The 25702-nt window shown below is 33.1% G+C and carries 23 protein-coding genes, 1 tRNA gene and 1 pseudogene; 17 read left to right on the top strand and 8 right to left on the bottom strand.

What is annotated here, in order from left to right:
* The first annotated feature begins 5 nt into the window (after nt 1–5).
* Nucleotides 6–1286 carry a beta-ketoacyl-ACP synthase II gene (fabF, locus tag AACL19_RS00970; protein WP_339045943.1) on the top strand — a complete coding sequence of 427 codons (1281 nt, stop codon included), beginning with the start codon at nt 6–8 and terminating at the stop codon, nt 1284–1286.
* Nucleotides 1287–1331: 45 nt separating this feature from the next.
* Here the strand turns inward: fabF and nuoI are convergent, their stop codons facing one another.
* From nuoI to gltX, 3 genes are read right to left on the bottom strand one after another with little or no spacing between them, the layout of a single operon-like run.
* Nucleotides 1332–1814, bottom strand: a complete 483-nt coding sequence (nuoI, locus tag AACL19_RS00965; protein WP_339045941.1) for an NADH-quinone oxidoreductase subunit NuoI — start codon at nt 1812–1814, stop codon at nt 1332–1334.
* A gap of 49 nt (nt 1815–1863) precedes the next feature.
* Nucleotides 1864–2574, bottom strand: a complete 711-nt coding sequence (gene lepB / locus AACL19_RS00960; protein WP_339045939.1) for a signal peptidase I — start codon at nt 2572–2574, stop codon at nt 1864–1866.
* A 34-nt stretch (nt 2575–2608) separates the two neighbouring features.
* Nucleotides 2609–3916, bottom strand: a complete 1308-nt coding sequence (gltX, locus tag AACL19_RS00955) for a glutamate--tRNA ligase (RefSeq protein ID WP_339045937.1) — start codon at nt 3914–3916, stop codon at nt 2609–2611.
* Nucleotides 3917–4075: 159 nt separating this feature from the next.
* Between gltX and AACL19_RS00950 the strand changes: the two genes are divergently transcribed.
* Nucleotides 4076–4474, top strand: coding sequence for a hypothetical protein (locus AACL19_RS00950; protein ID WP_339045935.1), 399 nt, complete (start codon nt 4076–4078; stop codon nt 4472–4474).
* A gap of 156 nt (nt 4475–4630) precedes the next feature.
* On the opposite strand, the gene AACL19_RS00945 is transcribed toward AACL19_RS00950, so the two are convergent.
* The gene (locus tag AACL19_RS00945; RefSeq protein ID WP_339045933.1) at nt 4631–5242 is read right to left on the bottom strand and encodes a hypothetical protein; all 612 of its coding nucleotides are present in this window, start codon (nt 5240–5242) and stop codon (nt 4631–4633) included.
* An 84-nt stretch (nt 5243–5326) separates the two neighbouring features.
* On the opposite strand from AACL19_RS00945, the gene tilS reads away from it, so the two are divergent.
* The 4 genes from tilS to AACL19_RS00925 all read left to right on the top strand — a co-directional run bounded on the left by tilS (nt 5327) and on the right by AACL19_RS00925 (nt 11103).
* Nucleotides 5327–6619, top strand: coding sequence for a tRNA lysidine(34) synthetase TilS (tilS, locus tag AACL19_RS00940; protein WP_339045931.1), 1293 nt, complete (start codon nt 5327–5329; stop codon nt 6617–6619).
* Nucleotides 6616–8469: an ATP-dependent zinc metalloprotease FtsH gene (ftsH, locus tag AACL19_RS00935; protein WP_339045929.1), complete on the top strand. Its 1854-nt coding sequence runs from the start codon at nt 6616–6618 to the stop codon at nt 8467–8469. The genes tilS and ftsH overlap by 4 nt, the downstream gene beginning before the upstream one ends.
* 26 nt (nt 8470–8495) lie before the next feature.
* A complete protein-coding gene (gene ychF, locus AACL19_RS00930; RefSeq protein ID WP_339045927.1) occupies nt 8496–9590 on the top strand; it encodes a redox-regulated ATPase YchF in 1095 nt (364 codons plus the stop codon).
* 118 nt (nt 9591–9708) lie between these two features.
* Entirely contained in the window at nt 9709–11103 is a 1395-nt protein-coding gene (locus AACL19_RS00925) for an ankyrin repeat domain-containing protein (protein ID WP_339045925.1), read from the top strand.
* A 102-nt stretch (nt 11104–11205) separates the two neighbouring features.
* On the opposite strand, the pseudogene AACL19_RS00920 reads toward AACL19_RS00925, so the two are convergent.
* A pseudogene (locus AACL19_RS00920) lies at nt 11206–11349 on the bottom strand (protein translocase subunit SecF); the annotation flags it as partial.
* A gap of 115 nt (nt 11350–11464) precedes the next feature.
* Between AACL19_RS00920 and AACL19_RS00915 the strand changes: the two are divergent.
* The 6 genes from AACL19_RS00915 (at nt 11465) to AACL19_RS00890 (ending at nt 18083) form a co-directional block, all read left to right on the top strand.
* On the top strand, nt 11465–12010 hold the full coding sequence (locus AACL19_RS00915) for a nitroreductase family protein (protein ID WP_339045923.1): 546 nt from the start codon (nt 11465–11467) through the stop codon (nt 12008–12010).
* Nucleotides 12011–12015: 5 nt separating this feature from the next.
* Nucleotides 12016–12837, top strand: a complete 822-nt coding sequence (gene dapF, locus AACL19_RS00910) for a diaminopimelate epimerase (RefSeq protein ID WP_339045921.1) — start codon at nt 12016–12018, stop codon at nt 12835–12837.
* Nucleotides 12834–13460, top strand: coding sequence for a COQ9 family protein (locus AACL19_RS00905; protein WP_339045919.1), 627 nt, complete (start codon nt 12834–12836; stop codon nt 13458–13460). The genes dapF and AACL19_RS00905 overlap by 4 nt, the downstream gene beginning before the upstream one ends.
* A 218-nt stretch (nt 13461–13678) precedes the next feature.
* Complete coding sequence (locus AACL19_RS00900) at nt 13679–15604, top strand: hypothetical protein (RefSeq protein ID WP_339045917.1); 1926 nt, start codon at nt 13679–13681, stop codon at nt 15602–15604.
* A gap of 65 nt (nt 15605–15669) precedes the next feature.
* Nucleotides 15670–16665, top strand: coding sequence for a DNA polymerase III subunit delta (gene holA / locus AACL19_RS00895; protein ID WP_339045915.1), 996 nt, complete (start codon nt 15670–15672; stop codon nt 16663–16665).
* A gap of 44 nt (nt 16666–16709) precedes the next feature.
* Entirely contained in the window at nt 16710–18083 is a 1374-nt protein-coding gene (locus tag AACL19_RS00890; RefSeq protein ID WP_339045913.1) for a malonyl-CoA decarboxylase, read from the top strand.
* Between the two features lie 650 nt (nt 18084–18733).
* Here AACL19_RS00890 and AACL19_RS00885 read toward each other — a convergent pair.
* Both AACL19_RS00885 and AACL19_RS00880 read right to left on the bottom strand, forming a co-directional pair.
* Nucleotides 18734–19735 carry a nitronate monooxygenase gene (locus AACL19_RS00885; protein ID WP_339045911.1) on the bottom strand — a complete coding sequence of 334 codons (1002 nt, stop codon included), beginning with the start codon at nt 19733–19735 and terminating at the stop codon, nt 18734–18736.
* Between the two features lie 2 nt (nt 19736–19737).
* Complete coding sequence (locus tag AACL19_RS00880; RefSeq protein ID WP_339045909.1) at nt 19738–20265, bottom strand: cytochrome b; 528 nt, start codon at nt 20263–20265, stop codon at nt 19738–19740.
* A 231-nt stretch (nt 20266–20496) separates the two neighbouring features.
* Between AACL19_RS00880 and AACL19_RS00875 the strand changes: the two genes are divergently transcribed.
* The 5 genes from AACL19_RS00875 to AACL19_RS00855 all read left to right on the top strand — a co-directional run bounded on the left by AACL19_RS00875 (nt 20497) and on the right by AACL19_RS00855 (nt 23836).
* A tRNA-Val gene (locus tag AACL19_RS00875) sits at nt 20497–20573 on the top strand.
* A gap of 296 nt (nt 20574–20869) precedes the next feature.
* Nucleotides 20870–21265, top strand: a complete 396-nt coding sequence (locus AACL19_RS00870; RefSeq protein WP_339045907.1) for a hypothetical protein — start codon at nt 20870–20872, stop codon at nt 21263–21265.
* 333 nt (nt 21266–21598) lie between these two features.
* Nucleotides 21599–21982: a hypothetical protein gene (locus tag AACL19_RS00865; protein WP_339045905.1), complete on the top strand. Its 384-nt coding sequence runs from the start codon at nt 21599–21601 to the stop codon at nt 21980–21982.
* Nucleotides 21983–22039: 57 nt separating this feature from the next.
* Nucleotides 22040–22444, top strand: a complete 405-nt coding sequence (locus tag AACL19_RS00860) for a hypothetical protein (RefSeq protein WP_339045903.1) — start codon at nt 22040–22042, stop codon at nt 22442–22444.
* Between the two features lie 27 nt (nt 22445–22471).
* On the top strand, nt 22472–23836 hold the full coding sequence (locus AACL19_RS00855; RefSeq protein WP_339046617.1) for an MBL fold metallo-hydrolase: 1365 nt from the start codon (nt 22472–22474) through the stop codon (nt 23834–23836).
* A gap of 6 nt (nt 23837–23842) precedes the next feature.
* Here AACL19_RS00855 and sdhA read toward each other — a convergent pair whose 3' ends face one another.
* Nucleotides 23843–25636 carry a succinate dehydrogenase flavoprotein subunit gene (gene sdhA / locus AACL19_RS00850; RefSeq protein WP_339045901.1) on the bottom strand — a complete coding sequence of 598 codons (1794 nt, stop codon included), beginning with the start codon at nt 25634–25636 and terminating at the stop codon, nt 23843–23845.
* Nucleotides 25637–25702 lie beyond the last annotated feature (66 nt).

Genomic DNA, 25702 nt, shown 5'->3' with positions numbered 1-25702 from the left:
CACTTATGAACAAGCGAGTAGTAATTACTGGCCTTGGTCTGGTAACTCCCTTGGCAGCAAATATTCAAAATACATGGAAGAGGTTAATTAACGGGGAATCTGGAATCAAACTTATCGATAGATTCTGCATAGAGGATCTTAGTTGTAAAATTGGTGGGCAAGTTCCTTTAAAATCTGAAAGCGGTCAATATGGCCTTGAGCTTACAGATTATATAAATGAAAAAGATATCAGAAAAATGGATGCTTTTATTCATTATGGTCTTGTTGCAGCACAACAAGCAGTTGAAGATGCCGGCCTTGTTTGCAACTCTCAGCTTATAGAAAGTGTTGATCCTGGACGTATTGGAGTTGTTGTAGGTTCTGGAATTGGTGGCTTGCCACGTATAGAAGAAACAGTTGTATGCTTAAGTGAGAAAGGTCCAAGAAGAGTCAGCCCTTTTTTTGTTCCTGCAAGTTTGATCAATTTAATTTCTGGTCATATCTCAATTAAATATGGTATTGAAGGTCCAAATGATTCAGCAGTTACAGCATGTGCAACAGGGGCTCATGCAATTGTAAGTGCTGCACGGATGATAAAATTAGGGGAAGTAGATATTGTAATTGCTGGCAGTGCAGAAGCTACTTTATGCAGGCTAGGAATTGCAGGGTTTGCAGCAGCTAAGGCGCTATCAACTAAATTTAATGACGAACCTGACAAAGCTTCAAGGCCGTGGGACAAAGAGCGTGATGGCTTTGTTATGGGTGAAGGAGCAGGTGTAGTAATACTTGAAGAATATGAATATGCAAAAAGGCGTAATGCTAAAATATATGCAGAATTTTTAGGTTATGGTCTTTCAGGGGATGCACATCATATCACTGCTCCAAGGGAAGATGGTGCTGGTGGAAAAAGAGCTATGCAACTTGCTTTAAGAAGTGCAAATATTGAACCGAATAAGATAGGGTATATAAATGCTCATGGTACCTCAACGCCACTTGGAGATTTGGCAGAAGTTAATGCTATCAAAAGTTTATTTGAGGATCATGCTTATAAAGTGCCAATTTCTTCAACAAAATCATCTATAGGACATTTGCTTGGGGCAGCAGGTAGTGTTGAAGCAATATTTTCTATTCTTGCACTAGAAGATGGCATAATACCACCAACTTTAAATTTATTCAATCCATCTGAAGGTTGTGACTTAAACTTTGTACCTTTTAAAGCACAAGAACATAAAATTGATTTTGTTCTATCAAATTCGTTTGGTTTTGGTGGTACTAATGCATCCTTAATTTTTGGTAAGGTGCGCTGATTACTGCTATAATAATTTATCAATATGTTTTAATTTATAAACAAATCAGTAATACGGTTGATTCTTTTCTAACCTAGCTACTATAGCTTCTTCCCAAATTTTACCGTTAGATAGCAATTTTTCTTTGTTGTACATTAGCTCCTCTCTTGTCTCAGTTGCAAATTCAAAATTTGGGCCTTCAACGATTGCATCAACAGGGCAAGCCTCTTGACAAAGACCACAATATATACATTTTGTCATATCAATATCGTAGCGTGTAGCACGCCTACTTCCGTCTTGACGTTCCTCTGCTTCGATAACAATTGCTTGTGCTGGACATATTACCTCACACAATTTGCATGCTATACAACGTTCCTCACCGTTTGGATATAGACGCAAGGCATGCTCCCCACGAAACCTTGCACTTAAGGGACCTTTTTCCATAGGGTATCTTATAGTCACCTTAGGCTTAAACATATACTTTAAAGTAATGTATAAACCTCTGATAAGTTCTATAAAAAACCAGTATTGAACTTTTTTTAACTTCATATATACCACAAATTACAATATGTATTCTTACAATGTATAATTAAAAAATTTATATCTTATGCAATATCCTATCTAATCTTAATTTTGGAGGTAACCAACTTTTAAAAGACAAAGCAACAATCTCAGCACGACCAACTAAATTTTCCATAGGAATGAACCCTATATATCTACTATCTTGTGAATTATCTCTGTTGTCTCCCAAAACAAAAAAATGATTTTGAGGTACAGTATACACCTGTGTATTATTTACATTATCATTAAAATGCTTATCTAATTTCAGTACTTCATACTTTCTGCCGTTATAGATAATTTCTTCATAACGAGAAACTACAGCTTTATTGTCATTTCGATCTATATCAACAAAATTGGTAGTTCTTTCATGCCTCATTTTCTTATTATTAATGTATAAGTCACCATTAATTAATTGTACCTTATCTTCTGGAAGGCCTATAATCCTTTTTATGTAATTAATGTTTTCTTTGCCTACTGGGCGAAAGACAACGACATCACCTGCCTGCGGTTTGCGATAAAAAACCCGACCTTTAAATATTTTAGGAGCAAAAGGAAAAGAATACCTACTATAACCATAAGCATATTTATTGACAAAAATGTAGTCACCAACAAGTAAAGTACTCTTCATTGAGCCAGATGGTATATGAAATGGTTCAAATAATAAACTACGAAATAAAATAGCAACAAATATTGCTAATAAGAATGGATATACTGTCTTTTTTTTAAGACACTTACAGAGGCTTTTCAATTGGCTAACCTTTTATAATTGTATAGTAAATGGATTAATTATTTTTAAGCCTAAGTATAACACGTTCTCTGCCAATTAAAAGTAAAAGCTTAGCTAAATTTGGACCTCTATCAAATCCGGTAAGAGCTAAACGTAGTTGCATAAACAGATCATTGCGCTTTATTTTAACTTGTGGCATAATTGAGTCTACCCACCTAGTCCAAGTGTTTTCGTCCCATTTTTCTTTTGGAAGCAAGCTAAGTGCCAGATTTATCAATTCCTTATCTGTAATAACAGTTTCAATATTTGCCCGGCATATTTTCCACCACTTTTCAATATCAGAAAATTTCTCTATATTACCCCTAATTGAATACCAAAAGTCTGAAGATTGTATTGAATTTAGGCGCTCTTTAACTAATTCAAAGGGCATACTGGAAAGCATTTTTGCATTTAGCCTATATACGTCAGATAGATCAAATTTTACCGATGCAGCGCTAAACTTTTGAATAGAGAATGATTCTACTAAAGATTTCATATTAGTTTGCGCTTTAATTACATCTGACGTACCAATTTTTGCCAGATAGCTATTAATTGCCATAGACTCAAGGCCATCCTCCTTTAAATATTTTATATTTAAACCACCTTTGCGTTTAGATATCTTGTCTTCACCTATATGCAGTAGAGAAAGATGAGCAAATTTTGGCACCTTAGCTTTAAGTACGTTCATAATATGTATCTGCACAGCAGTGTTAGTGATATGATCTTCTCCACGAATAATATGAGTGATATTATAATCAATATCATCAATTGCAGAAGGAAGCATATATGTATAGCTGCCATCAGTTCTTTTTATGATTGGATCACTTATGTTTTTTACTAAAAATTTTACTTCACCTCGTATCTCATCATTCCAAGAGATAATTGCATTTTCGTCTAACTTAAAGCGAAAATAAGGCTTCCTTTCATATTGCTCTTGCTGCTGAGACAATAGTGTTAAAGAGCTTCTACCATAGATTGGCGGCAATCCTTGCTTTAGTTGCATTTTGCGTTTGATGTCTAATTCCTCTTTGCTTTCATAGCAGGCGTAAATATGTCCTTCTTTCATTAGAGAAGAAAATACTTCATTATAACGATCAAATCTCTCAGATTGTTTAAAGCTTGAATCTATTTCGATACCAAGCCATTTTAAATCTTCTATGATGTTATCTATGTACGTAGCATTTGAGCGCTCAATATCAGTATCATCAAAGCGTAGTAGTAATTTGCCACCACAGCTGTATGCATAAAGGTAACAAACCAAAGCTGTGCGTATATTACCAACATGCAAATAACCAGTTGGGCTAGGTGCAAAACGAGTTAACATCTTTACTTCTCAATAAGTTATAATAACGTAATATAGCTTGTATTTAGATTCTTGTCATACTCTGCAAAGCAGAGAACCTAAGAAAATTTAGAAATGTCGTTTGATCTTTTTTTACTTCTTCCTGTTATCATAGATAATATTAATAAAACGGGGGATTAAATGTCTAATATAGAATTTATTGATGTTGCTGTTGATACATACAACATGGTACCAATTGTACCAATAGGCTGTAATAATATAGGTATTGCTGATCAACATGTCATTATAGGATACAAAAATCAAACATTAGAAATCACAGAATATGATGATCGTACAAATGATAACAATATAAAAGTACAAGCTAAGTTTGATGATGTTAATTTAAAATATTACAAGGAAGAACCAGGTGTTGCAGATACTATAGGGTTGATATTTTCACATGTAGGCAAAGATCAATTCGAACAGCTTCGCAATTCGTTATCTAACCCAGATATGTTTAATATTATAGGTGTTGAAAAAGATAATGAAGATATCAACCTTATAAATATAGATTATAGTCAATTTATCAGCTGTTCTTAATGAATTAAAGATTTTCTTATTTTTTAGTAGTTCACTGATTTTCAGTATAGTAAAGGTAGCATCTTTACTATACTCTGTTTTTGTTTTAGCCATCAATATTAAAGATTAAATTTAATATATAAAATAAGAAAATAAAATTACTAAGGTCAGAGTTTGCTAGTGCTCTTTTGTGGTTGCTGACAACATACTTGTGTTAGCTTGTTCTAGAATTGTATTAGGGATATGTTCCAGCCTATCTCTGTTGTGGTTATTTGAATGTATAGCTAAAGCTGTAGCTATAGCAAGAGATGCAATGCAGAAAGTAAAAAAATCTCTATTTTCTATTCTTTCAAGTGAATAAGTATTTACATTATCTATTACTCTTTTGCTTAAATTAGATATGTATTCCTCTCTTTCAGGTGGTGACATATCTTCTATTCTTGCTCTTTTACATGAACGAAAAATATATCTTTCTATTTCAAATGGTGAGAACTCTTCCCTTATTGCACCATGATTTTTAGCATACTTTTCCAATTCTATTAGTATGGGATTATTCAATCTACTCTGACCTTTACTATCAACTTCTATAATTAGATCTAAAATAGTTTTTCCACAACTATCTTCATTATTAATATGATCAGTTCCTAATTTATCAATATAGTTATATACTTTGCTTTTTAGGTACTGGATTTCATGCTGATCACTTGCTATACAAACCATAGATAAGTCTCTTTTTACTCTTTCTAAAATTTTCAGTACAATAGTACGACTTAGTCTTTTTTTATCCATAAATAACCTTCTATGTATTATAATAAATCACTTCCAAGGTTATATAGCTAATATGCTAATTATGCTATAAAAATTACTCAAAACATGAAATTAAGATTTGCCAATGTAATTGATAGCTTCAAATTAAAGCAAAAATTTGCTATTGCTGTCTCGGGGGGAATAGATAGCACGGTTCTACTCCATCTTGTAGCGCAGTGGGCAGCAGAAAAGCAAAAAGAAACACCGGTAGTACTGACTGTAAATCACAATTTACGTCCAGAAGCAAAGGAAGAAGCTCTGTTTGTTTCAAGGCATGCAGAGCAATTGGGTATTTCATGTCATATATTGAACTGGGAAACAAAGGAAACAGTCAAAAGCAATGTACAATCACGTGCAAGAAAAGCAAGGTACGAACTATTAACGCAGTGGTGCAAACAAAATCAAATAAAACACCTTCTGACTGCTCATAACCTTGATGATCAAGCCGAAACTTTTTTCATTAGACTGGAGCGTGGTAGTGGTATAGATGGTTTATCCACAATGAGCAAAAAGAGCTTTTTTAATGGTATTTACATACTTAGGCCACTACTTATGTTTAGTCGCAAAGTTTTAACAGAGTATGCATTAAGCCACAATATAAAATGGATGGAAGACCCAAGCAATCAGGATAACAAGTATAAGCGCACTATATACCGCAATTTCCTTAAAACTAGTGAAAATCCAGAGGTATTAATTAAGCGAATTTGCTTAACTAGTATGCATATGAGAAGAGCACTTACTGCGCTAATGCATTATACAAAAATTGCATTTGATCAATGCGTGACTGTATCTGCTTTAGGTTACATTGAAATAAAATTAGCTAAACTTTACCAATTACCAGAAGAAATAGCTACAAGAGTGCTTGTTTATTCTTTAATGGCAATAGGGGGCAAGTACTACAAACCACGTTATAGCGGTTTTGGCAATGTATTTAGTCAAATATGGCAAGGGCATTATGAAAAAAGTCATACACTACATGGCTGCACAATAACGAAAAACGAAGATAATATAATAATTATAAGAGAAGTTGCAAAAATTGTGGATAGAGAAATAGAACTGAAGCGAAATAAAACTATTGAATATAAATGGGATAACAGATTTTTATGTAAAATAAGAAATATTTCATGCAATCAGATTGTAACCATAACAACTCTAAAAACACATCCTCAATTACCAGAACATTTAAAAAAATATCATCACAAGATAATACGTTCTTTACCTATTCTTGTAAAAGGTGAAAAAATACTTGCCTACCCACATATAAATCATGACAATGTAGGTTTTTCAATTAGTAGTCATCTAGTTAAAGAAAATATAATGTGTTATATAAACAATATGGATGAGGAGATCTTTACATGAGAAAAATTTTTGAAGGTTTACTGATTTGGCTAGTTATCATCACTATTGTTGCGGTTGTATATTTTCAATTAAATGGGGGAATTCTAAGTAAAAGTAACATCAATTTACCTTTCTCTAGTTTTCTCAATAAGCTTGATGGCAATGAAATTGAAAGTGTCGCAATTAAACAAAACAGTATTGAGGGAAAGTTAAAAGATGGTTCAAGCTTTATCTCAAGTGGCATAATCTATAATGACTTGATAAAAATGCTCCATGATAAACAAGTAAACTTCAGTTTCTCAACTGGTGAATCCTTTTTAGGTTTGATTGGCAGCGTGCTAATATCATGGTTTCCTATGTTTTTACTTATCATAGTATGGTTTGTTTTTTTAAAGCAGATGCAAGCTGGTGGCAATAGGACTATTAGCTTTGGTAAGTCCAGAGCTCGGCTGATGACAGACAATAAAAAAAGAGTTACATTTGATGATGTTGCTGGTATAGATGAAGCAAAAGAGGAGTTAATAGAAATTGTTGACTTCTTAAAACATAGACAAAAGTTCCAATCACTTGGTGGTAAGATACCAAAGGGGTGTTTGCTGGTTGGCCCCCCAGGAACTGGTAAGACTTTGCTTGCACGAGCAATTGCAGGTGAAGCAAAAGTACCGTTTTTTAGTATTTCTGGTTCTGATTTTGTTGAAATGTTTGTTGGAGTTGGGGCTAGTCGTGTTCGTGATATGTTCGACCAAGGAAAAAAAAGTGCGCCTTGCATAATTTTTATTGATGAAATAGACGCAGTAGGTCGGCATCGTGGCATTGGGCTTGGTGGCGGGAATGATGAAAGAGAACAAACTTTAAACCAACTACTTGTTGAGATGGATGGTTTTGAATCTAACGATGGAGTGATAATTATTGCTGCTACTAACCGTCCAGATGTTTTAGATCCAGCACTGCTTAGGCCTGGACGTTTTGATAGACAAGTTACTATATCTGCACCAGATATTAACGGACGTGAGAAAATACTAAATGTACATGCCAAACATATACCTTTGGCACCAAATGTTAATATCAGAATAGTTGCAAGGGGCACTCCTGGATTTTGTGGGGCTGATCTGGCAAATTTAGTAAATGAAGCATCTCTTATAGCTGCCAGAAGAGATCAAAAAGTGGTAACTATGGCAGATTTTGAATATGCACGCGATAAAGTGATGATGGGAGCAGAAAGACGTTCTTTGATAATGACAGATGAAGAAAAACAGTTGACTGCTTACCATGAGGCAGGCCATGCAGTTGTAGCTTTTTATAGTCCAGCCTCTGATCCGATACATAAAGCAACTATTATTCCAAGAGGAAGAAGTTTAGGGCTCGTTATGCGTCTTCCAGAAACAGATAGAGTATCTCATACGAGAGAAAAGATGATCGCTGACATAACTGTTGCCATGGGGGGAAGAGTTGCGGAAGAGCTTATTTTTGGCCCAGATAAAGTTACCAGTGGTGCTTCATCAGATATCAAGCAAGCAACTGCTATATCGCGTGCTATGGTGATAAAATGGGGCATGAGTGATAAGGTTGGACCACTGGATCACAGTAGAGAAAATATCACCAGAGAAAGCAGCAGTGAGGTGATTTCTGATAGTACTGCAGAGCTTATAGATCAAGAAGTAAAAAACATTATCTCTATGTGCTATGATAAAGCTAAAAATATTCTTACGGAACATAAAGATAAGTTGGAACTAATTGCTTCTAATCTATTAAAATTTGAAACTTTAACTGGTGATGATATTAAGGATATCTTCGATGGCAAGGAGATTGTCATAAAAGATGAAGAAACAGGCGAAGAGATAAAAAGGTCTTCACTACCTTTAAAAGGCTGATATACTACTAATTTTGTAATGTTATTATGAGCGTTAATTGTGGTATAGTTGGCCTGCCAAATATAGGAAAATCAACTCTATTTAACGCCCTTACTCAAACTGTACTGGCTGAAGCTGCAAATTATCCATTTTGTACTATAGAGCCAAATGTGGGACGTGTGGCAATAAAAGATAAACGCTTAATAGAGCTTGCAAAAATTGCCGGATCTCAAAAAGTTATATATAATCAACTTGAAGTTGTAGATATTGCAGGCCTGGTTAAAGGTGCAAGTAAGGGTGAGGGCCTGGGCAATAAGTTTTTAAGTCATATTAGAGAAGTTGATGCAATTATTCACCTGCTGCGCTGCTTTGAAGATAGTGACGTTCCTCATGTTCATAATGACATAGATCCTATATCTGATGCTGAAACCATAGAAATGGAGTTAATTTTAGCGGATATTGACAACATAGAACGCAGGCTCCCACAGTTACAAAAAGGAATAAAATCTGGCAATAAAGAATCTAAAAAGACTTTAGATTTAATGCTGGAAATACTTGAAGTGCTCAAAAATGGTAAACCAGCAAGAAATTTAGGATATCTAAACGAAGGAGAAATAAAGCTGCTTCAGCTTTTGACAACTAAGCCCATTATGTATGTTTGCAATGTTGAAGATACTAATATCATTAGTGGAAATGAACTGTCTAGGAGTGTAAAAAAGATGGCAAATGAAACTGGCAGTAGTTACTGCTGCGTTTCAGCAAAGCTAGAAGCAGAAATCGCTAGTCTTGAAAGTGAAGAAGAAAAAGCAGGCTTTTTGTCTGAATTTGGTTTAAAAGAATCAGGTTTAGATTCCATAGTGAAAATTATGTATAACATGCTGAATATGATAACATTTTTTACTATTGGGCCAAAGGAAGCTCGAGCATGGCCAATACAAAATGGTATAATGGCAGAAAAAGCAGCAGGAGTGATTCATAGTGACTTTGAAAGGGGATTTATAAAAGCAGAGACGATCAGTTTTGAAGATTATCTGCAATATGGTGGCGAAGCAGGATGTAAAGATGCTGGAAAATCGAGATTTGAAGGCAAAGAATACATTGTCCAAGATGGAGATATAATACACTTTAGGTTTAATACGTAAAAAATCTTTACTGTAAATAAAGTATGAATAACTGATGTCTATGTTGCCAAAGTATTGACTAAAGTAAAAATATATACTAATATTTTAATTATATTGTAAAAACAGTTAGGGGATAGTTATGTTAGGTTTAGATGGTGGTGCAGAATTACTACAAGCTAGTCGAAATGGAGAGATAGAAAAAGTTCAGTCTCTTTTGAATCAAGGAGAAAATGTTAATGCTACAGATACGTATGGTGATAGTGATATACCTCTACACTATGCTGCTGCAAAGGGACACACGAATGTAATTACGCTTCTTCTTCAACACAAAGCAGATGTTCATGCTCAAAATAAATGTGGTCAGACACCTCTACACTGTGCTGCTGAAAAGGGACACACGAATGTAATTACGCTTCTTCTTCAACACAAAGCAGATGTTCATGCTCAAGATTATTGTGGTCAGACACCTCTATACTGGGCTGCTGAAAAAGGACATGAAGAAGTAGTTAAGCTTCTTATTGAAAAAGGGGCAGATGTTCATGCTCAAGATTATTATGGTGAAATACCTCTACACTATGCTGCTGAAGAAGGACATATAGAAGTAGCTCAGCTTCTTATTGAAAAAGGAGCAGGTGTTCATACTCAAGATAATTATGGTCGGACACCTCTACACTGGGCTGCTAAAGGAGGACATATAGAAGTAGCTCAGCTTCTTCTTAAAAATGGAGCAGATGTTAATACTAAAAGTAAAAATGGTAACACATCTCTACACCTGGCTGCTGAATATGGATATGTAAAAATCCTCTTCCTACTTCTGCTTTATGGCGCTGATATAAGTGCAGAAGATAGATGGGAAATAAATAGAAAACCTAAACTTACTAGCTGTTTAGCAGAATTTAAGCAAATAAAAGGGATGCCTCACTTTGGTAGACTGATAAAAGCACATAAAGATGGAAATATAAAAGAAGCCATTTTACCTTTAATAAATAATAAAGAAGCATTAATTAAGGATCTACAGGAAATTAAAGAACGTTGCAGTTCTAACGAACAATTATCTTTTATACCTAAATACTTGTACGATTTTGAGAAACATATAGCATCAAAGACTAAACAAGCATACAAAATAAAGGAATGTAAAACTGAAGCTGTAAGTAGCTTAATGAATATAGGATATAAAAATATTAAGCTTAGCCCTAAGTTAAGTACAATAAGAAAAATACTTCTATGGATAAAACAATGTTTCTATAAAATAATGCCATTTTTAACCAAAAATATAGATGATGCACTTCCAGAAAAACAATGTCACAACAATAATTTTCATGATGCAGCTGGAAACATAGCTCAATATTTAAGTGCTAAAGACTTACAAAATCTTGCTTTAGTCTGTAAGGATATTAATATTAGTGTTAATAATGAAAAAGAATGTAGCGAAAAAAGAATCAATAGGTCAATGGATAGGTTAATGACCGATATAAGGCAAGTTTTAGATGAATCAACTACAATTGGAATTTATGGTTCATTTATTAAACGCTAAATAAACATTATCTATAGATAGCCTACCATGTTATGCAAGAAGCATTAACCAAAGTAAGAAAGTATGTGAAATAAGTAGAATTACAATGATATCATATCAGAACTAAACAAACTTTCCATGCAATAAAATTGGAGCAGAGATAAATATTGGGGGATATGTACCTACTAGAATACCAAAAAATATAATAGAATTGAAATCTTTAACAGTTCCAGAACATATAAGTATTAGTGATACAGAAGCAAGCAAATCAAGATAAGAAAAAGAGAATTTGTCAATATGTTAAACTTCATTAAGTATCTGATAGATTTAATTTAAATTAATACAACTATACTAAAGTAATGTTATAATTTTTATTTTTATAGTGGATTTACTAGATTTAATAACTAAAAGGTACAGCGGACGTTCTTATGATGGAGCAAAAGTTGTTACTCAAGAGCAAATTGATATGCTAATTGAGGCAGCACGGTGGGCCCCATCATGCTATGGGGATGAACCTTGGAGATATGTAATTTGCAATAAACAAAAAAACCTGAACTCATGGAATGAGTTGTTTGATTGTTTGACCCAGCAAAATCAAAAGTGGGTAAAGGATTGTGCTTTGCTTATAATTTGCTGTAGTGCTAAGAATTTTCGCGACTTAAGTAGAGGAAGTAATAATTGGGGTAGCTATGATACTGGTTCTGCAACTTATGGGATGATGCTTGGAGCAACTAGTATGGGGCTTATGGCTCATCAGATGGCCGGATTTGATAGAGATAGGGTAACTGCAAAGTTTGATATATCGGAAGATTTTGATGTTATGTCTGTTATGGCAATTGGTTACGCAAAAGAAGGTGGGGAGCCATCAGAGAGGAAAAGAAGGCCGATAAAAGAAATATTTTTTTATGATAAATGGCATGAATCTTAGAAAATATGGAAACTAAAATACCATTTATCAAAATGCATGGTACTGGCAATGATTTTGTCATAATTGATGCTCGTTATAATAATTATCCCAATTTAGACTATAAAAAGATAGCTAACCGTAAGATAGGAATTGGTTGTGATCAAGCAATAATCATAAATCACTCAACTAAAGCTGATTGCATGATGAAAGTTTTTAATGCTGATGGCAGTAGTGCAGAAATGTGCGGCAACGCTGCTCGGTGTGTAGTAAAGCTTATAATATCAGAAAAAGATAGTAACTATGCAACTATTGAACTTGTAGGCCATAGAATCATAAGTGGAGAGCGCTTAAATAACGGTCAAGTAAGGGTTAATATGGGTAAGCCTTCGCTGGATTGGAATAAAATTCCACTTTCCACTCCATGTGATACTTTGAATTTACCTATAGAACTTGGCCCTCTTATAAAACCAGTGGGAGTTAGCATGGGCAATCCGCACGCTGTGTTCTTTGCTGATGATATATCAAGTATACCGTTTGAGGAATTAGCATCTAAACTTGAAAAACACAGTTTATTTCCAAATGGTGCAAATATTAGCATTGCCCAAATAACAAAAAAACAAATTAATATGAAGGTTTGGGAAAGAGGTGTTGGCATTACTGATTCATGTGGGAGTGCAGCATGCGCAGCTTTAGTTGCAGCAGTGCGTCGTGGATATATCGATGTTAATAAAGAGGTAATAATTAGATTACCAGGGGGAGATCTATTTGTAGAATTAAATGAAGATTATGAAGTGTTTATGAGTGGTGAGGTTGCTTATGTTTTTTATGGTGAATTAATTCTTAAATGAAGATTATTCAATACAGAGTTGAAATGAATGATATAGAACAAATAGTAGATAATTTAATAAAGGCTATACCTTTTGAAGGAGTGAGTGATAATACTCTGCTGAAAGTGTGCAATGATTTGCAACTGACTGCAAGTTTCTGTAAGTTTCAAAACGGAATATACAGTGCACTGGAGCATATATCAGATAATTTTAATAAAATGATGATAAAAAAACTAAGCAGTATTGATCTAAATGCTCTAAAGGTACGTGAAAAGATTAAACTTGCGATAAAAATATATCTAGAAAATTATGCAGAACTACAAAATTATAGGGAATTTATAAAGAATATTATATCATTCTCTTTGCAAAATCCATGGTTTGCTACAAAGCTGCTTTACAACAGAGTAGATAATACTTGGCGTGGAATCTGTGACACTTCAACTGATTTCAATTATTATACAAAGAGATTGACTTTATCATCAGTATATTTTAGTACAGTACTTTACTTTATTGACGATTATTCACAAGGTTTTGTTGATACTTTATCTTTTTTAGATAGACGCATAAACAATATAATAGCCTTTCACGAATTTAAGAAAAAAATTAAACTACCTATTTTAAAACCCTTTGATATCAAGTTGTAAGTTAAGGATACAAAAAATCGCATTAGATAACTTATACACATTTCTAAAAAAACCTTTTTTTAATACTTATCACATAAATACTTACACGTTAATTTAAAGTGTATTAAAAATTAAATTTTGTCACATAGGGCTGGTCTAGATAAATATTTATGCTAATATTGATCTGTCGTTTTTTCTACTTTAAATGAACATAATTTTATTATGGAGGGATACAAAATATGGTCTTTAATAATAAAGAAGTATTTAATGGACAGAAATATTTAAACCTAGAAGAGCCTAAAGGTAATACATTTATAAGATGCAATCAATACATGGTACAAACACAATTAGAAGCTGCAGTAGTGGGAATAAACAAACTATCTGTGTCAGTGTTTAGTAAAGATGGCAACATTAATCAGCTTACAATGAATGGCCGTACATTACTAGAAGAAGTTTTTATTCTTTGGTTCAATGGCATGTATGGTTTGATAAATAATCTCATTAATTTTATTGAGTATATCAACTTTTTGATTAATCAAAATGCTCGTTTTACTGATGAACTTAATATTCAAGTCCAACAAGATGTCTCTAAAGAGGTTAGTGATTTCGTTGAGCCAATAAATAGTGGCAAATACACTATAATAGCACATAAAAAAGAGAATGTTATTTTTACTAGTATCAGCAATGCTAGGTTGAAAATGGGTAAACTTTTGGAAAGTGATTTTTGTCGTGATAATTGTTTATTTAATAGTCATTTTAATATTAATGGTAACAAAGGATACGCTCAAAAAAATTGTAACACTGGCATGAGAAATTACGTGGTTTATCGTGGTTGTATAGCTATGAGAATAAGTTGGAGTGTCGTGTCATTTGATAAAAATAGCTCTCAAATTGTAAAAAAGGAGAATATAAATATCTATATAAAGGATAATGGAACTGTACATGTAAATGAACAAGATGAGTCAAGGTATAAAAATAGAGAAATAAATTTTGATGGGTGCTGCGTATTAATAGGTGATATTCCATTAAAAGATGCTTTAAACAAAGGACGTTGGCTGTATTCTAATAATCAAACTTTCTGTGATAGTGGGTATTGTGAAACAAGTTCTGAAGGAAAAACCTCTATATTTAATTCAAATAATGATTTAGTAAATTTAGATACTTGCAAAGTTAATCAAGAAAACAATGAAAACTTATTGATGAAAGATACAGATATAGAGCAAAACCAACTACTTGATTCAGAAAGTGATTCATTAACATATATGAGTGAATCAAGTAAAATTGATGTTGCAATAAATGAAATACTTCAAGATTTACAATCAATAGATCTAGATGAAAATAATGTTGCAAAGATAGAAGAGAAAAATAGAAAAGTAGAAGAAGAAAATAAAATATATTTTAGAGAGTTAAATTCTAATAAACTCTATGCACAATTCAGTAAAGAAAAAAGATGTACTCATCAGCAGCAAATGACAATAGCCTGTGGTATAAGTGTTGATAACAGTCAAACAAGTTTTGAACACAGCGATCAAAATAATAATGTAACTGCAAGTAATACAGGTAGTTTTATAGATGATCAATATTACGAGAAGATGAACATAAATAGCAGAGATTTTACTATCTGCGGTACTCCCAATGCTAAAGAGAAAGTTGCTGTATGGTTGGACAATCCGCAGAATGGACATAATCTTACGGGGAGTTTGTGCAATAATAATTCTCATTCAGGAAAAGGTTCATTCAATTCTGCTGTATCTAACACAACATCAAGCCCTAACGAGCCAGATAGAAGTAGTACAAACGATTTAAGTTGGGATAACAACACATTAGATTTAAATGATACAGAATTAGATTGCGGCCCTCCACGTAGGACTCGGTCTTTTAATAGCGAACGCAGAAGTAGTAGTGTTCCTACAAGATTAGGTACATTACGTGAGCTTCTAGATAATAGTCAAAACTGTAATTTTAATGAATCTTTTGCAAGACCTACAATTAGAGTAACATCCCCAAAGGCAGAACGTGATATCTCTTCAGAGTTAGATACACTATGTGAGGTTCCAAACAATAATCCAAGCTATAACCTTAATGAATTCTGCATTTATTCTATAGTACAAGATCCAAATAAAAAGATTACTAAGTTTGGAGTGTTCTTTGATATGAGAAGTTAATGTTAACAACAAGTTGACAATTTTTAAATGCATAAGAAAACTAAAATTGTCTTATATTTTACTACATGAAAATAACACCTTTTAAAATTAAGGAGTTTTTAAAAAATCCAGGTTTAGCTCAAGGAGTTTTAATCCATGGTAATGACCCAGGACAAATAGATTTTTATAGTAGAAACATTATAGATACATTCAATAAAAGTGAGGAGTTTACTATCTATAAAATGGAGTTTTGTGACGTTAATAAATCTCCAGGGCTATTATTTACAGAACTTGTAAATATAACAATATTTAACAAGAAAAAGCTTGTCTTACTTATAAATGTTACTGATAAAATATCTGAAGAGCTAAAGAAAATATTGAATAATCATATTGGAAATAACTATGTTCTAATGATAGCAAAGGCAACGTTAGCTCAACGCAGTTATTTTGAAAATGCCAAAAATCTTGCTGTAATTGGTTGCTATAAAAACAATGATAATAACTCACATGATATAATTTTAGCTTATCTGAAGCAAAATAACATAAGCTATACAGACGAAGCAATAGCTCAGCTACAACGCTATTTAAGCAATAGCTTCTCTTTTTATTTAGAACTTGAAAAATTAACAACATACTTAGGCGATAAAAAACATATTGAGCTAAGTGATGTTGAGAAATGTTTAGGTTCTAAAACTTACGATGTGGCTATAGACGATCTGTGCTCTGCAATAGTTGAAAAAAATATCAATGATTTTATAAAGTATTCTAACATATTTATGGCTTATGGTAATTTTTCATCTATTGCTCTTTTAAGAATTATATCAAGATATTTTATGCGCCTTAGCACTGTACTTAACGCCATAAAAAGTGGCATAAATGAGCAAGAAGCAATTAAGATGCTTGATCCACCTTTGTTTTTTAAGCAGCTACCAGTCTTTAAAAAACATGTGCAAAATATAGATCATTTAAGGGTTAAGACAATACTACAAGGGTTGTTGGAGTTGGAAATAATGTTTAAACAAACTAATGTGGATAGCAAATTAATCTTTCAACATAATATAATGTCAATGTTGCTTGCTTAAAGTTAAAATGGTAACATAACTACGATGTATAGGTTTTGAAGGTTATGACTGATCAGCATTTTACAAAAATCAAGCGCAATGCTATAGCAAGTATTCTAAGAGTTCTAGGAGAAGCCACCGAAACAGTACGCTCATGGGTAGGAAGTATCAACGAAGATTTAACAGGTAATAAGGATATTGAAGCGTTAAAAATGAAAATGAAAGAATGCTTAAATCCTAAAGGTGGGGAAATAACTGCAAGAAGGAATACAGTTTCACTTGGCAACTTATATTTAAATTTATCAGAGACAGGCAAAGTAAGGTTCTTAAAGATATTAGTAGAAGAGTTTAGCGCAAATAAGGAAGAAATTAACGATAAAATAACTGCATACCAAGCAAATTCAGATCCCAAACCTAGTTATAAATTAAAGCAAGAACTTATAACTGCACTTGAATCTCCACGTCTGAAGATATTAAAGCAATTTATTTCTTTAGAAAATGGATTGAAATTCATTGTTGATATGAGGTCTGATACACTTAAATTTAAAAATGAACATAAGATGCTTTCTACACTTGAAAAAGATTTAAAAAACATACTATCTTCTTGGTTTGATGTAGAATTACTTGATTTTTGCCAAATAACCTGGGATTCTCCTGCCTCACTACTTGAGAAATTAATAAAATATGAAGCGGTACATAAAATTACTTCTTGGGATGATTTAAAAAATAGGTTAGGTCTTTGTTTTGCATTCTTTCATTATAAAATACCAAATGAACCGTTAATATTTGTTGAGATTGCTTTAACTGATGAGATTGCAAATAATATTCAGTCTTTACTGGATGAGTCGATACCTGCAACTGATCCTAAAAGTATGAGCACTGCAATGTTTTACTCTATTTCTAATACACAAGCTGGACTATCTGGAATAAATCTTGGAAATTTTTTGATTAAAAGAGTGGTAGAAAGATTATCACAAGAATTTAAAAACATTGAAATGTATGCTACACTATCACCGATACCAAGTTTTACTAAGTGGCTCAGTAATGTACATAAACCTGAGCAGTTAGCTCAAAAGTTAAAAATAGATAAGCCTATATCTGAGGTATTAGAATACATTAATTTACCTCAAATTCAAAATTGCCCAGATGATATAAAACAAATTATACTTAAGTTATGTGCATACTACCTTTTAAAGGTTAAAAATGAAAAGAGTAATAGTGCTTTTGATCCTGTAGCACACTTTCATTTAAGTAATGGTGCGGCTATAAAAAGATTAAATTGGCTAGCAGATACTTCAGAGAAGGGTATAAATCAATCATTTGGCATTATGGTTAATTATCTATATGAATTGTCAAAAATAGACCATAATCATGAAAACTATATGATTAATAAAATTATATCATCCGCAAAAGATGTATCGAGTTTGTTAAGTAAATAATTCAGATTATATTTTTTGTGACTCAAATTATCAATATGAATATATATTCTGTTTCTAAAAACCTTTCCCTTTTCTACCAATCCTACATCTACCTTATTTCCCTATAAAATCTCCTTTAGAAGAAATATAGCAGGGAGATTTTAAGTAAGCTGTAATAGCATTTAAATTATAAAAAACAGGGTTCCGTTAGAGTATTACAAAACACACTCCATTCGCTGGTAATAATTTATCAGTCTACCGCTGATATTTTGTGGTCGTTTCAATATGTGACATTATATTTTGATAGCCCACACCACTTGCTCAGGATCTTTTTTTCGAGTTCAGGATGTAGATTTTTTGCTTGGGGGTTTTCATTTCTGTCTCTTAAGCTCAAATGACCCCAGAATCTGTATTACCATTTCTACGGTTATTTTCTTCTTCTTCAGATAATAAATGATTTTACCTTCTAGCAGCTAAGTGCTCTATTTTTGCCGGTTAGACTTCTCTTATCGGTGATAAAATTCTAACTCTTTATAATCTACTAACCCAACTTCTTTGCCGGTTTGACACAGTTTATTGAATACTTGCTAATTACTGTTAAATAAAATTGCTCTCTCAAATATGTAAAGATGATAGACTTATATTCTTGCTAGATAAATCTAAGAGTGTTTCTAAAGTTTTGAGCTAACGTGCTCATTCATTTGCCTCAAGAGAATGTCTATCACTTCTTTTACAGGCTTTTCTTTATCCACCATACCAACGCTTTGCCCAGCCATAAGAGAACCACTTTCAGTATCTCCATCAATTACAGCCTTTTTTAAAGCCCCAGCCCAGAATTTTTCGATTTCTAATTGCCCATCTTCCTTTGATATTCTGCCTTTTTGATATTGATCAACTACTTCTTTTTGCAGCCTTATAAATTCTTTACTAGCCTTATTGGCAATTGCTCTAACTGGAATTACAGGAAAATCAGAACTTAGTTGTACAGAAGAAACAGCATCTCTTGATGATGCTTTTATAAGCACCTCTTTGAAATTTTTATGTGCTATCGATTCATTGGTACATGCAAACAAAGTGCCTATTTGACAGCCACTTGCTCCCATTTTAAGATAACTAATTATTGCTTCTCCTCTACCTATTCCTCCAGCAATAAATATTGGTATTTTTTCATTTTTAAAATGTGGCAATATCTCTTGCGCAAGAACGGAAGTACTAACCGGACCAACATGCCCTCCAGCCTCCATTCCTTCGATTACGAGTGCATCTGCTCCAATTCTCACTAGCCTTTTAGCAATAATTAAAGCAGGAGCAAAACAGATAACTTTAATATTCTTACTTTTTATTGCCTTTATGCTTTGCTCATTTGGCAAGCCACCTGCTAAAACTATATAATTTACTTTTCTTTCAATGCAAACTTCTATTAATTCATTCAGCTTTGGATGTATTGTGATTAAATTAACACCAAATGGTTTACTAGTTAACTTTTGCGTTGCCTCAATTTCTGAACTTAATTGCTCTGCATTCATGGCCCCACATGCAATAACACCGAACCCTCCTGCATTTGAAATTGCCGAAACTAGATTCCTTTCTGAAACCCAGCTCATCGCTCCGCCCATTATGGCAAATTCACTCCCCAAAAATTCCGTACCCTTCTTCCATAAAGAATCTAACATAATTATACTATGCGCCTTAATATATTCTGTTTGTCTATGATTAAGTGTTTTATGGTGCCAAGAAGATGTAGTGCTATAAAACCTATAAGTAAACATGCTGATATAAAATGTAGTTGACTGCTAAGCTCAGCTATCATTTTGTTTTCTGCAATTACAAGCGGAACATTAAAATTAAAAAAATATTTTATACCCCTGCCTGAGGCTGATGACATGATATAACCAGATGAAGGGATCAATATCATAAGAACATATAAAGCAAAGTGTACTGTTTTTGTTATAAGAACAGTTACTTGAGAAAAATTTTGAGGTAAAGGCGGCACATGTAGGAATAAACGTAAAATAATACGTAGTATTACCAATATAAAAACGCTAACTCCAGTTGCCTTATGGATACCATAGATGGAAAATTTTATTGGATTGTCTACTGGTAGGCTTTTCATATAAAAACCAGAGATAAGCATGGTTAAAATTATAACTGCCATGAGCCAATGCACTACCCTTAAAATCAAATGATACTTTTCATTTTTCATATTATAATAAATTTAGTTTAAACTAAGCTTATATACTTAGAGAACATTTTTCAATTTAAATTAATTCAATAATTTTATGCTACATTTATGTACAGGTATATTTAACTTAAGAAGTTTGGTAATATTTGAAAAAGTGGATTATATATAACTACTTTAAATTGTATATTAGCCTTAATGCATAAGGCATTGAAGATATAATTCAAAAAAGTTAGTACCTATATTTTATTAAAGGGGTGATTAGCTCAGTTGGTTAGAGTGTTTGCTTGACGTGCAAGAGGTCACTGGTTCGAGCCCAGTATCACCCACCATATAAACGTAACGAACTTCTCTCTGCTCAACTTCATGTCATTCTAAAAATCGCAACAATAGCTAATCTTATCCAGCATACATGTCTACCTTTATATCAAATTATACCTCAGATAACTCCCTATTTCATTTTCCATAAGTCACATTATTAACCATTTTTCTCCAAAACATAGGGACTTTTCACAGTTTTGGGAGAGTAAAGTGAAAGTCAATATTTGAATTTTGGTTGGTGCTAATTTCATGTTCCATTTTCATAAATTTGTTAATGTGAAACGCTACCTATCCCATATCATAAGATATGGCTCTTTTAAAAAACATCAGAACATTTTTTAGGAGTAAAGCTTACCCCAAAGCCAAAAAAAGTAATAATGATGATAAGAAATCATTATTAAACAAAACAGAAAACGTTTCACCAGCAAATAAAGAAATTAAAACAAAGAAAAAATCTTATACTTTACAAGCCACCCAACCTTTTTCTGAAAAACAAGAAGTTTCTGTTGGGGAATCTGTTTATTCTGAAGATAAAACTCAACAAAAAAATTCTGCAAACCTTATCAATCTTGGAATTGAAATTAAAGAAAGCAAAAAGATTGTAAGTGAAGTATCAGAAGAAAGAAAAGAAGAGATACGAAAGAAAATTCAAGAAAGAATGATAAAGCAAGGAGGAAAGGCTTCCGTCAAAGGAAACTGTTAGATAAATGGAAGTATGCAGCTAGAGAATTTGGCAAAGCTAGTACAAAATCAAATGATATAATTGCTAAAGAACAGCAAGTTTCTATAGACTTAGATAACAAAATATTATTCAATCATCAAAGTAATAGACTTATCAAAAATCCACCTATAAATGAAACCCCTGCTTATATTAGGGAAGTTGGCACTAAAGAAAGGAAAGGATATAAAGACTTTGGATATGAAACTATTGCAAAACGCTTTTCTCCTGAAGAACAAGAAGAGCATACTAGAATTCCAAAATTAGATTCCAAAATTAGATAGTGGTAAATTTAGACTGTATGATCAAAGTGGTAAGTTGTATGATACAAGCAATGAAGAAAGCAAAGGTATAAAAGGATTAGTAGCATATGCTGTAACGCTTAGTGGTGATTTAGTGACTTCTCCGCATATTCAGCCAGGTAAAGGGATTGATTTTGGTTATTATCATTCAACCTTGCTTGGAGGGAAACCTGGTTTATGTTTTGGTATGGTGGAAGTTAGAGATGGTGAAATTACTTACATTGATAATAATAGTGGACATTATAAACCAACTCAGGAAAATTTATATAATGCTGTTAAAAAATTACGTAACTTATTTGCAACTGATGCTATAGTATCTTCATATTCACTACATACCCCTTATGTAAACACAGAAGAAATTAGATATTCTAAAGATACAGAAAAAATAGAACATTTTTGACTATCATTGAATTTTCAATTATAATGTATAGAGGATTATTTTTACATATAGAGATATATGCTTAATAACAATGAAATAGCAAAAGGACCTATATACCGAAAAAGGAAAAATTATGATGTAAAATATGTTGCTTGTTGTTCAATAATGCTACTAGGCACTACATTAGTCATAGGACTTTTTACAACTGGTGTAATTAAGCCTAAGGTGCCATATATAATCTACGCAATAGGTGTAGTACCAATAGTTACAGTAGTAGTTTTTATAGCTATACGTAGGCTCTTAAAACCAAGTAATAAGGTAGAGATAAAAACACATCAAGTTGACGTTAATGATAGCTATATGGGTGAGTTGAAAGGAAGGTTTAATGATATAAACTTTAAATATCTTAAAAAAAGTAAAGGTATGTACGTCACTAATCATAAGAATAGAAGTACATGGAATGATGGAAGAATTTTTATATAGACACAGTGCAAAAGAACATTAAGAAGTCTGCTCAGTCCACTAGTACAACAAACTGTAAAGAAGAAATTATCCTATTTTTCTCAAGAAGAAGATAAAGATATAGGTAAAATTTATAAATTTGACAAAATTCAAAGTTTACAATCAGAAGAAGTATATGCTATTCAAAATATAGGTCATGCAACTTTGTTAATTCAAACTCCTGGTTTTAATATTTTAACAGATCCAGTATTCCATGAATTAAATAAATTACTCTATCCAGCAAAAACAAAATCTCACATAAGCATTCAGAAACTACCCAAAATTGATGTTATCGTAATTTCACATAATCATCGTGATCATATGGATAAAGGTTCATTACAAGAAATATTAAGGTATCATCAAAAAGAAGGTTGGCCTGAACCAAAGGTATTTGTACCTATGGGAGATAAGAAATCACTTGAGAGCTTTGGATTTAGTCAAGTAACAAAAGTAGAATGGTATACGAAAATTTCTGTTACCAATGAAGCAAAAAAAACAGTAAACTTTATCAGTATTCCAGCAGATCACCGTTCTGGTAGATTTGGAATTGATCACCATAAATCTTTGGTTATTGGCTGGATAATAAATCCTCAGCAAGAAGACGTAATATTCAAATTTTCAGGAGATACAAGACCTTTAACTGATAAAAACCAAAAAGCAACTGATGCAGTGTTATGGAATGAAGTAGAGAATAAAAAAACTAATAGTAAAAAAAGCAATAAAGATGTAAAATTACCAGATATTATTTGCTTTGAACCAAGTGGTCCAAACTATACGCGTTGCGATATGGACATCACTCATCAATCTACTTCATATAGTGCTCTTTTGAAGTTTACAGAAGCTAAAAATCTTAGTGAATTTAGTGAGAAGCACCATAGCGAGTTTTTAGAGAAGATGCAAACAGTAATGATTCATCACAACAAATTTGAACTTGGACCTGATAGATTGAATGAAGGTCTATTTGTATTGAAAAAATTACTTAAATATTTGGACCTAAATAAAGAAGAGTTAGATGAAGAACTTGTAAAACAGAAAAGAAAGTTAGAACAGGATCTTGATAAGGAAAAATTGAAGGAAGGTACTTCTTTTGCATTAAGACCTATTATTGCTATTTTATGTAAACAAACATCACTATTAATTCATGCAAAAGACTTTATAATTAACGAAATCAAAAAAGTAACTGAAAAACTGGAAAGCATAGATAAAGAACAAGTTAAAGAGTGTATAATAAAGAATACCATATTTCCCAAAATTGGAGAAAGGTTAAATGATAAACAAGTTATACATTCAACATTCAACGTAGAAAATGTACAAAAGTATAATGGCAAAAATAAGCCATCTACTCATGATGTACAAAACAATATTCAGTTGTAATTTATTTTAATACACTCTCTTTTCGGGAGGAAAATAATCAACCTCATCACTTAAAGTTTTTCCAGATACTTCTTTGTAATCGATCTTTATATTATAATTATCATCAATCCAAGCTAGGCTATGCTTCATCCAATCTTTGTCGTTACGCTCTGGAAAATCCTCACGTGCATGAGCACCTCTACTTTCTTTGCGGTTTGCTGCACATTCCATAGTGATAACTGCTTGTGGTATCATATTAGCTAATTCTATTGCTTCAACTAAATCACTATTCCAAATCATACTACGATCACTTATGGTTACATCAGACATAGCAGTTGCAACTTCTCCTATTTTCTTTTTGCCTTCCTCTAAAGACTCAGCTATGCGAAAAACTGATGCATACTCTTGCATAGTTTCTTGCATTTTGCTGCGAATGCTAGATACACGGGTTTTGCCACTGGCAAAACGCATCTTATCAAATCTATCTATAATCTGTTCTTCACTTTCTTGATTTAAGGGTTTATGTGCACTGCTAGATTTTAGTAATTCTTTTGCTCTCATTGCTGCACTGCGACCAAACACAACCAAATCAAGTAGTGAATTAGAACCAAGCCTGTTAGCACCATGAACTGAAACACATGCAGCTTCACCAATTGCAAACAAACCAGGTACAACTGTGGTCTTGCCTTTTTTCACCGTTAACACTTCACCATGATAGTTAGTTGGAACTCCACCCATGTTATAATGTACTGTTGGAAGAACTGGTATTGGATCACGTGTTACATCAACACCAGCAAAAGTTTTTGCAGTTTCACTGATTCCAGGCAATCTAAGATTTATCACTTCAGGATTAAGGTGTGCTATAGTTAAATATATATGATCTTTTTTGGGCCCAACGCCTCTACCTTCCCTTATCTCCATTGTCATAGCTCTGCTTACAACGTCACGCGAAGCTAAATCTTTTGCCTTTGGAGCATAACGCTCCATAAATCTCTCACCATTAGCATTAATTAAGTATCCACCTTCTCCTCGGCATCCTTCGGTCATAAGGCAACCAGAGCCGTAAATACCGGTTGGATGAAATTGCACAAACTCCATGTCTTCAAGCGGTAGTTTCGCTCTAAGAGCCATACCATTGCCATCACCAGTGCAAGTGTGTGCACTAGTTGCAGAAAAGTAAACACGCCCGTAACCACCTGTTGCCAGCACTACAATGTGAGCACGAAATCTATGAAGCGTGCCATCGCATAAAGACCAAGCAAGAACGCCAAGGCATTTTCCATCCTCGTCCATAAGCAAATCAATGGCAAAATATTCAACAAAAAACTCCGCTCCAAAGCGTAAAGATTGTTGATATAGAGTGTGAAGAATTGCATGACCGGTTTTATCTGCAGCAGCGCAAGTGCGGACCGCAGGCTTTCCCTTCCCGAATTCAGTTGTCATGCCACCAAATGGCCTTTGATATATTCTGCCATCGTCTGTGCGTGAAAATGGCACTCCATAATGCTCAAGCTCAATTACTGCTTGCATAGCGTTTTTACACATATGCTCTATAGCATCTTGATCACCAAGCCAATCTGATCCTTTCACTGTATCATACATATGCCAGCGCCAATCGTCCTCTGACATATTACCAAGTGCAGCGCTAATTCCGCCTTGAGCAGCAACAGTATGACTACGTGTTGGAAATATCTTAGATATACAAGCAACTGAAAGACCTTCAGCAGTCATGCCTAAAGTTGCACGCAGCCCTGCACCACCAGCTCCAACAACTATTACGTCATATTTATGTTCTGTGATTTTATATACAGTACCGCTCATAAATTTCTTAACTAAAAGAATATAATGTAGTTAACAATTAGCAAAAAATCAATTTTAAATCGGGAA

Origin of the sequence: Candidatus Mesenet endosymbiont of Agriotes lineatus (assembly GCF_964019585.1) — a bacterium.
In the GTDB taxonomy this organism is placed as follows: domain Bacteria; phylum Pseudomonadota; class Alphaproteobacteria; order Rickettsiales; family Anaplasmataceae; genus Mesenet.
This window is presented reverse-complemented; position numbering and strand designations above follow the sequence as displayed.

Coding starts and splice junctions, on each gene's coding strand:
- fabF (WP_339045943.1), top strand. CDS start 6: ATGAACAAGCGAGTAGTAATTACTGGCCTTGGTCTGGTAACTCCCTTG.
- nuoI (WP_339045941.1), bottom strand. CDS start 1,814: ATGAAGTTAAAAAAAGTTCAATACTGGTTTTTTATAGAACTTATCAGA.
- gltX (WP_339045937.1), bottom strand. CDS start 3,916: ATGTTAACTCGTTTTGCACCTAGCCCAACTGGTTATTTGCATGTTGGT.
- AACL19_RS00950 (WP_339045935.1), top strand. CDS start 4,076: ATGTCTAATATAGAATTTATTGATGTTGCTGTTGATACATACAACATG.
- AACL19_RS00945 (WP_339045933.1), bottom strand. CDS start 5,242: ATGGATAAAAAAAGACTAAGTCGTACTATTGTACTGAAAATTTTAGAA.
- tilS (WP_339045931.1), top strand. CDS start 5,327: ATGAAATTAAGATTTGCCAATGTAATTGATAGCTTCAAATTAAAGCAA.
- ftsH (WP_339045929.1), top strand. CDS start 6,616: ATGAGAAAAATTTTTGAAGGTTTACTGATTTGGCTAGTTATCATCACT.
- ychF (WP_339045927.1), top strand. CDS start 8,496: ATGAGCGTTAATTGTGGTATAGTTGGCCTGCCAAATATAGGAAAATCA.
- AACL19_RS00925 (WP_339045925.1), top strand. CDS start 9,709: ATGTTAGGTTTAGATGGTGGTGCAGAATTACTACAAGCTAGTCGAAAT.
- dapF (WP_339045921.1), top strand. CDS start 12,016: ATGGAAACTAAAATACCATTTATCAAAATGCATGGTACTGGCAATGAT.
- AACL19_RS00905 (WP_339045919.1), top strand. CDS start 12,834: ATGAAGATTATTCAATACAGAGTTGAAATGAATGATATAGAACAAATA.
- AACL19_RS00900 (WP_339045917.1), top strand. CDS start 13,679: ATGGTCTTTAATAATAAAGAAGTATTTAATGGACAGAAATATTTAAAC.
- holA (WP_339045915.1), top strand. CDS start 15,670: ATGAAAATAACACCTTTTAAAATTAAGGAGTTTTTAAAAAATCCAGGT.
- AACL19_RS00890 (WP_339045913.1), top strand. CDS start 16,710: ATGACTGATCAGCATTTTACAAAAATCAAGCGCAATGCTATAGCAAGT.
- AACL19_RS00885 (WP_339045911.1), bottom strand. CDS start 19,735: ATGTTAGATTCTTTATGGAAGAAGGGTACGGAATTTTTGGGGAGTGAA.
- AACL19_RS00880 (WP_339045909.1), bottom strand. CDS start 20,265: ATGAAAAATGAAAAGTATCATTTGATTTTAAGGGTAGTGCATTGGCTC.
- AACL19_RS00870 (WP_339045907.1), top strand. CDS start 20,870: ATGGCTCTTTTAAAAAACATCAGAACATTTTTTAGGAGTAAAGCTTAC.
- AACL19_RS00860 (WP_339045903.1), top strand. CDS start 22,040: ATGCTTAATAACAATGAAATAGCAAAAGGACCTATATACCGAAAAAGG.
- sdhA (WP_339045901.1), bottom strand. CDS start 25,636: ATGAGCGGTACTGTATATAAAATCACAGAACATAAATATGACGTAATA.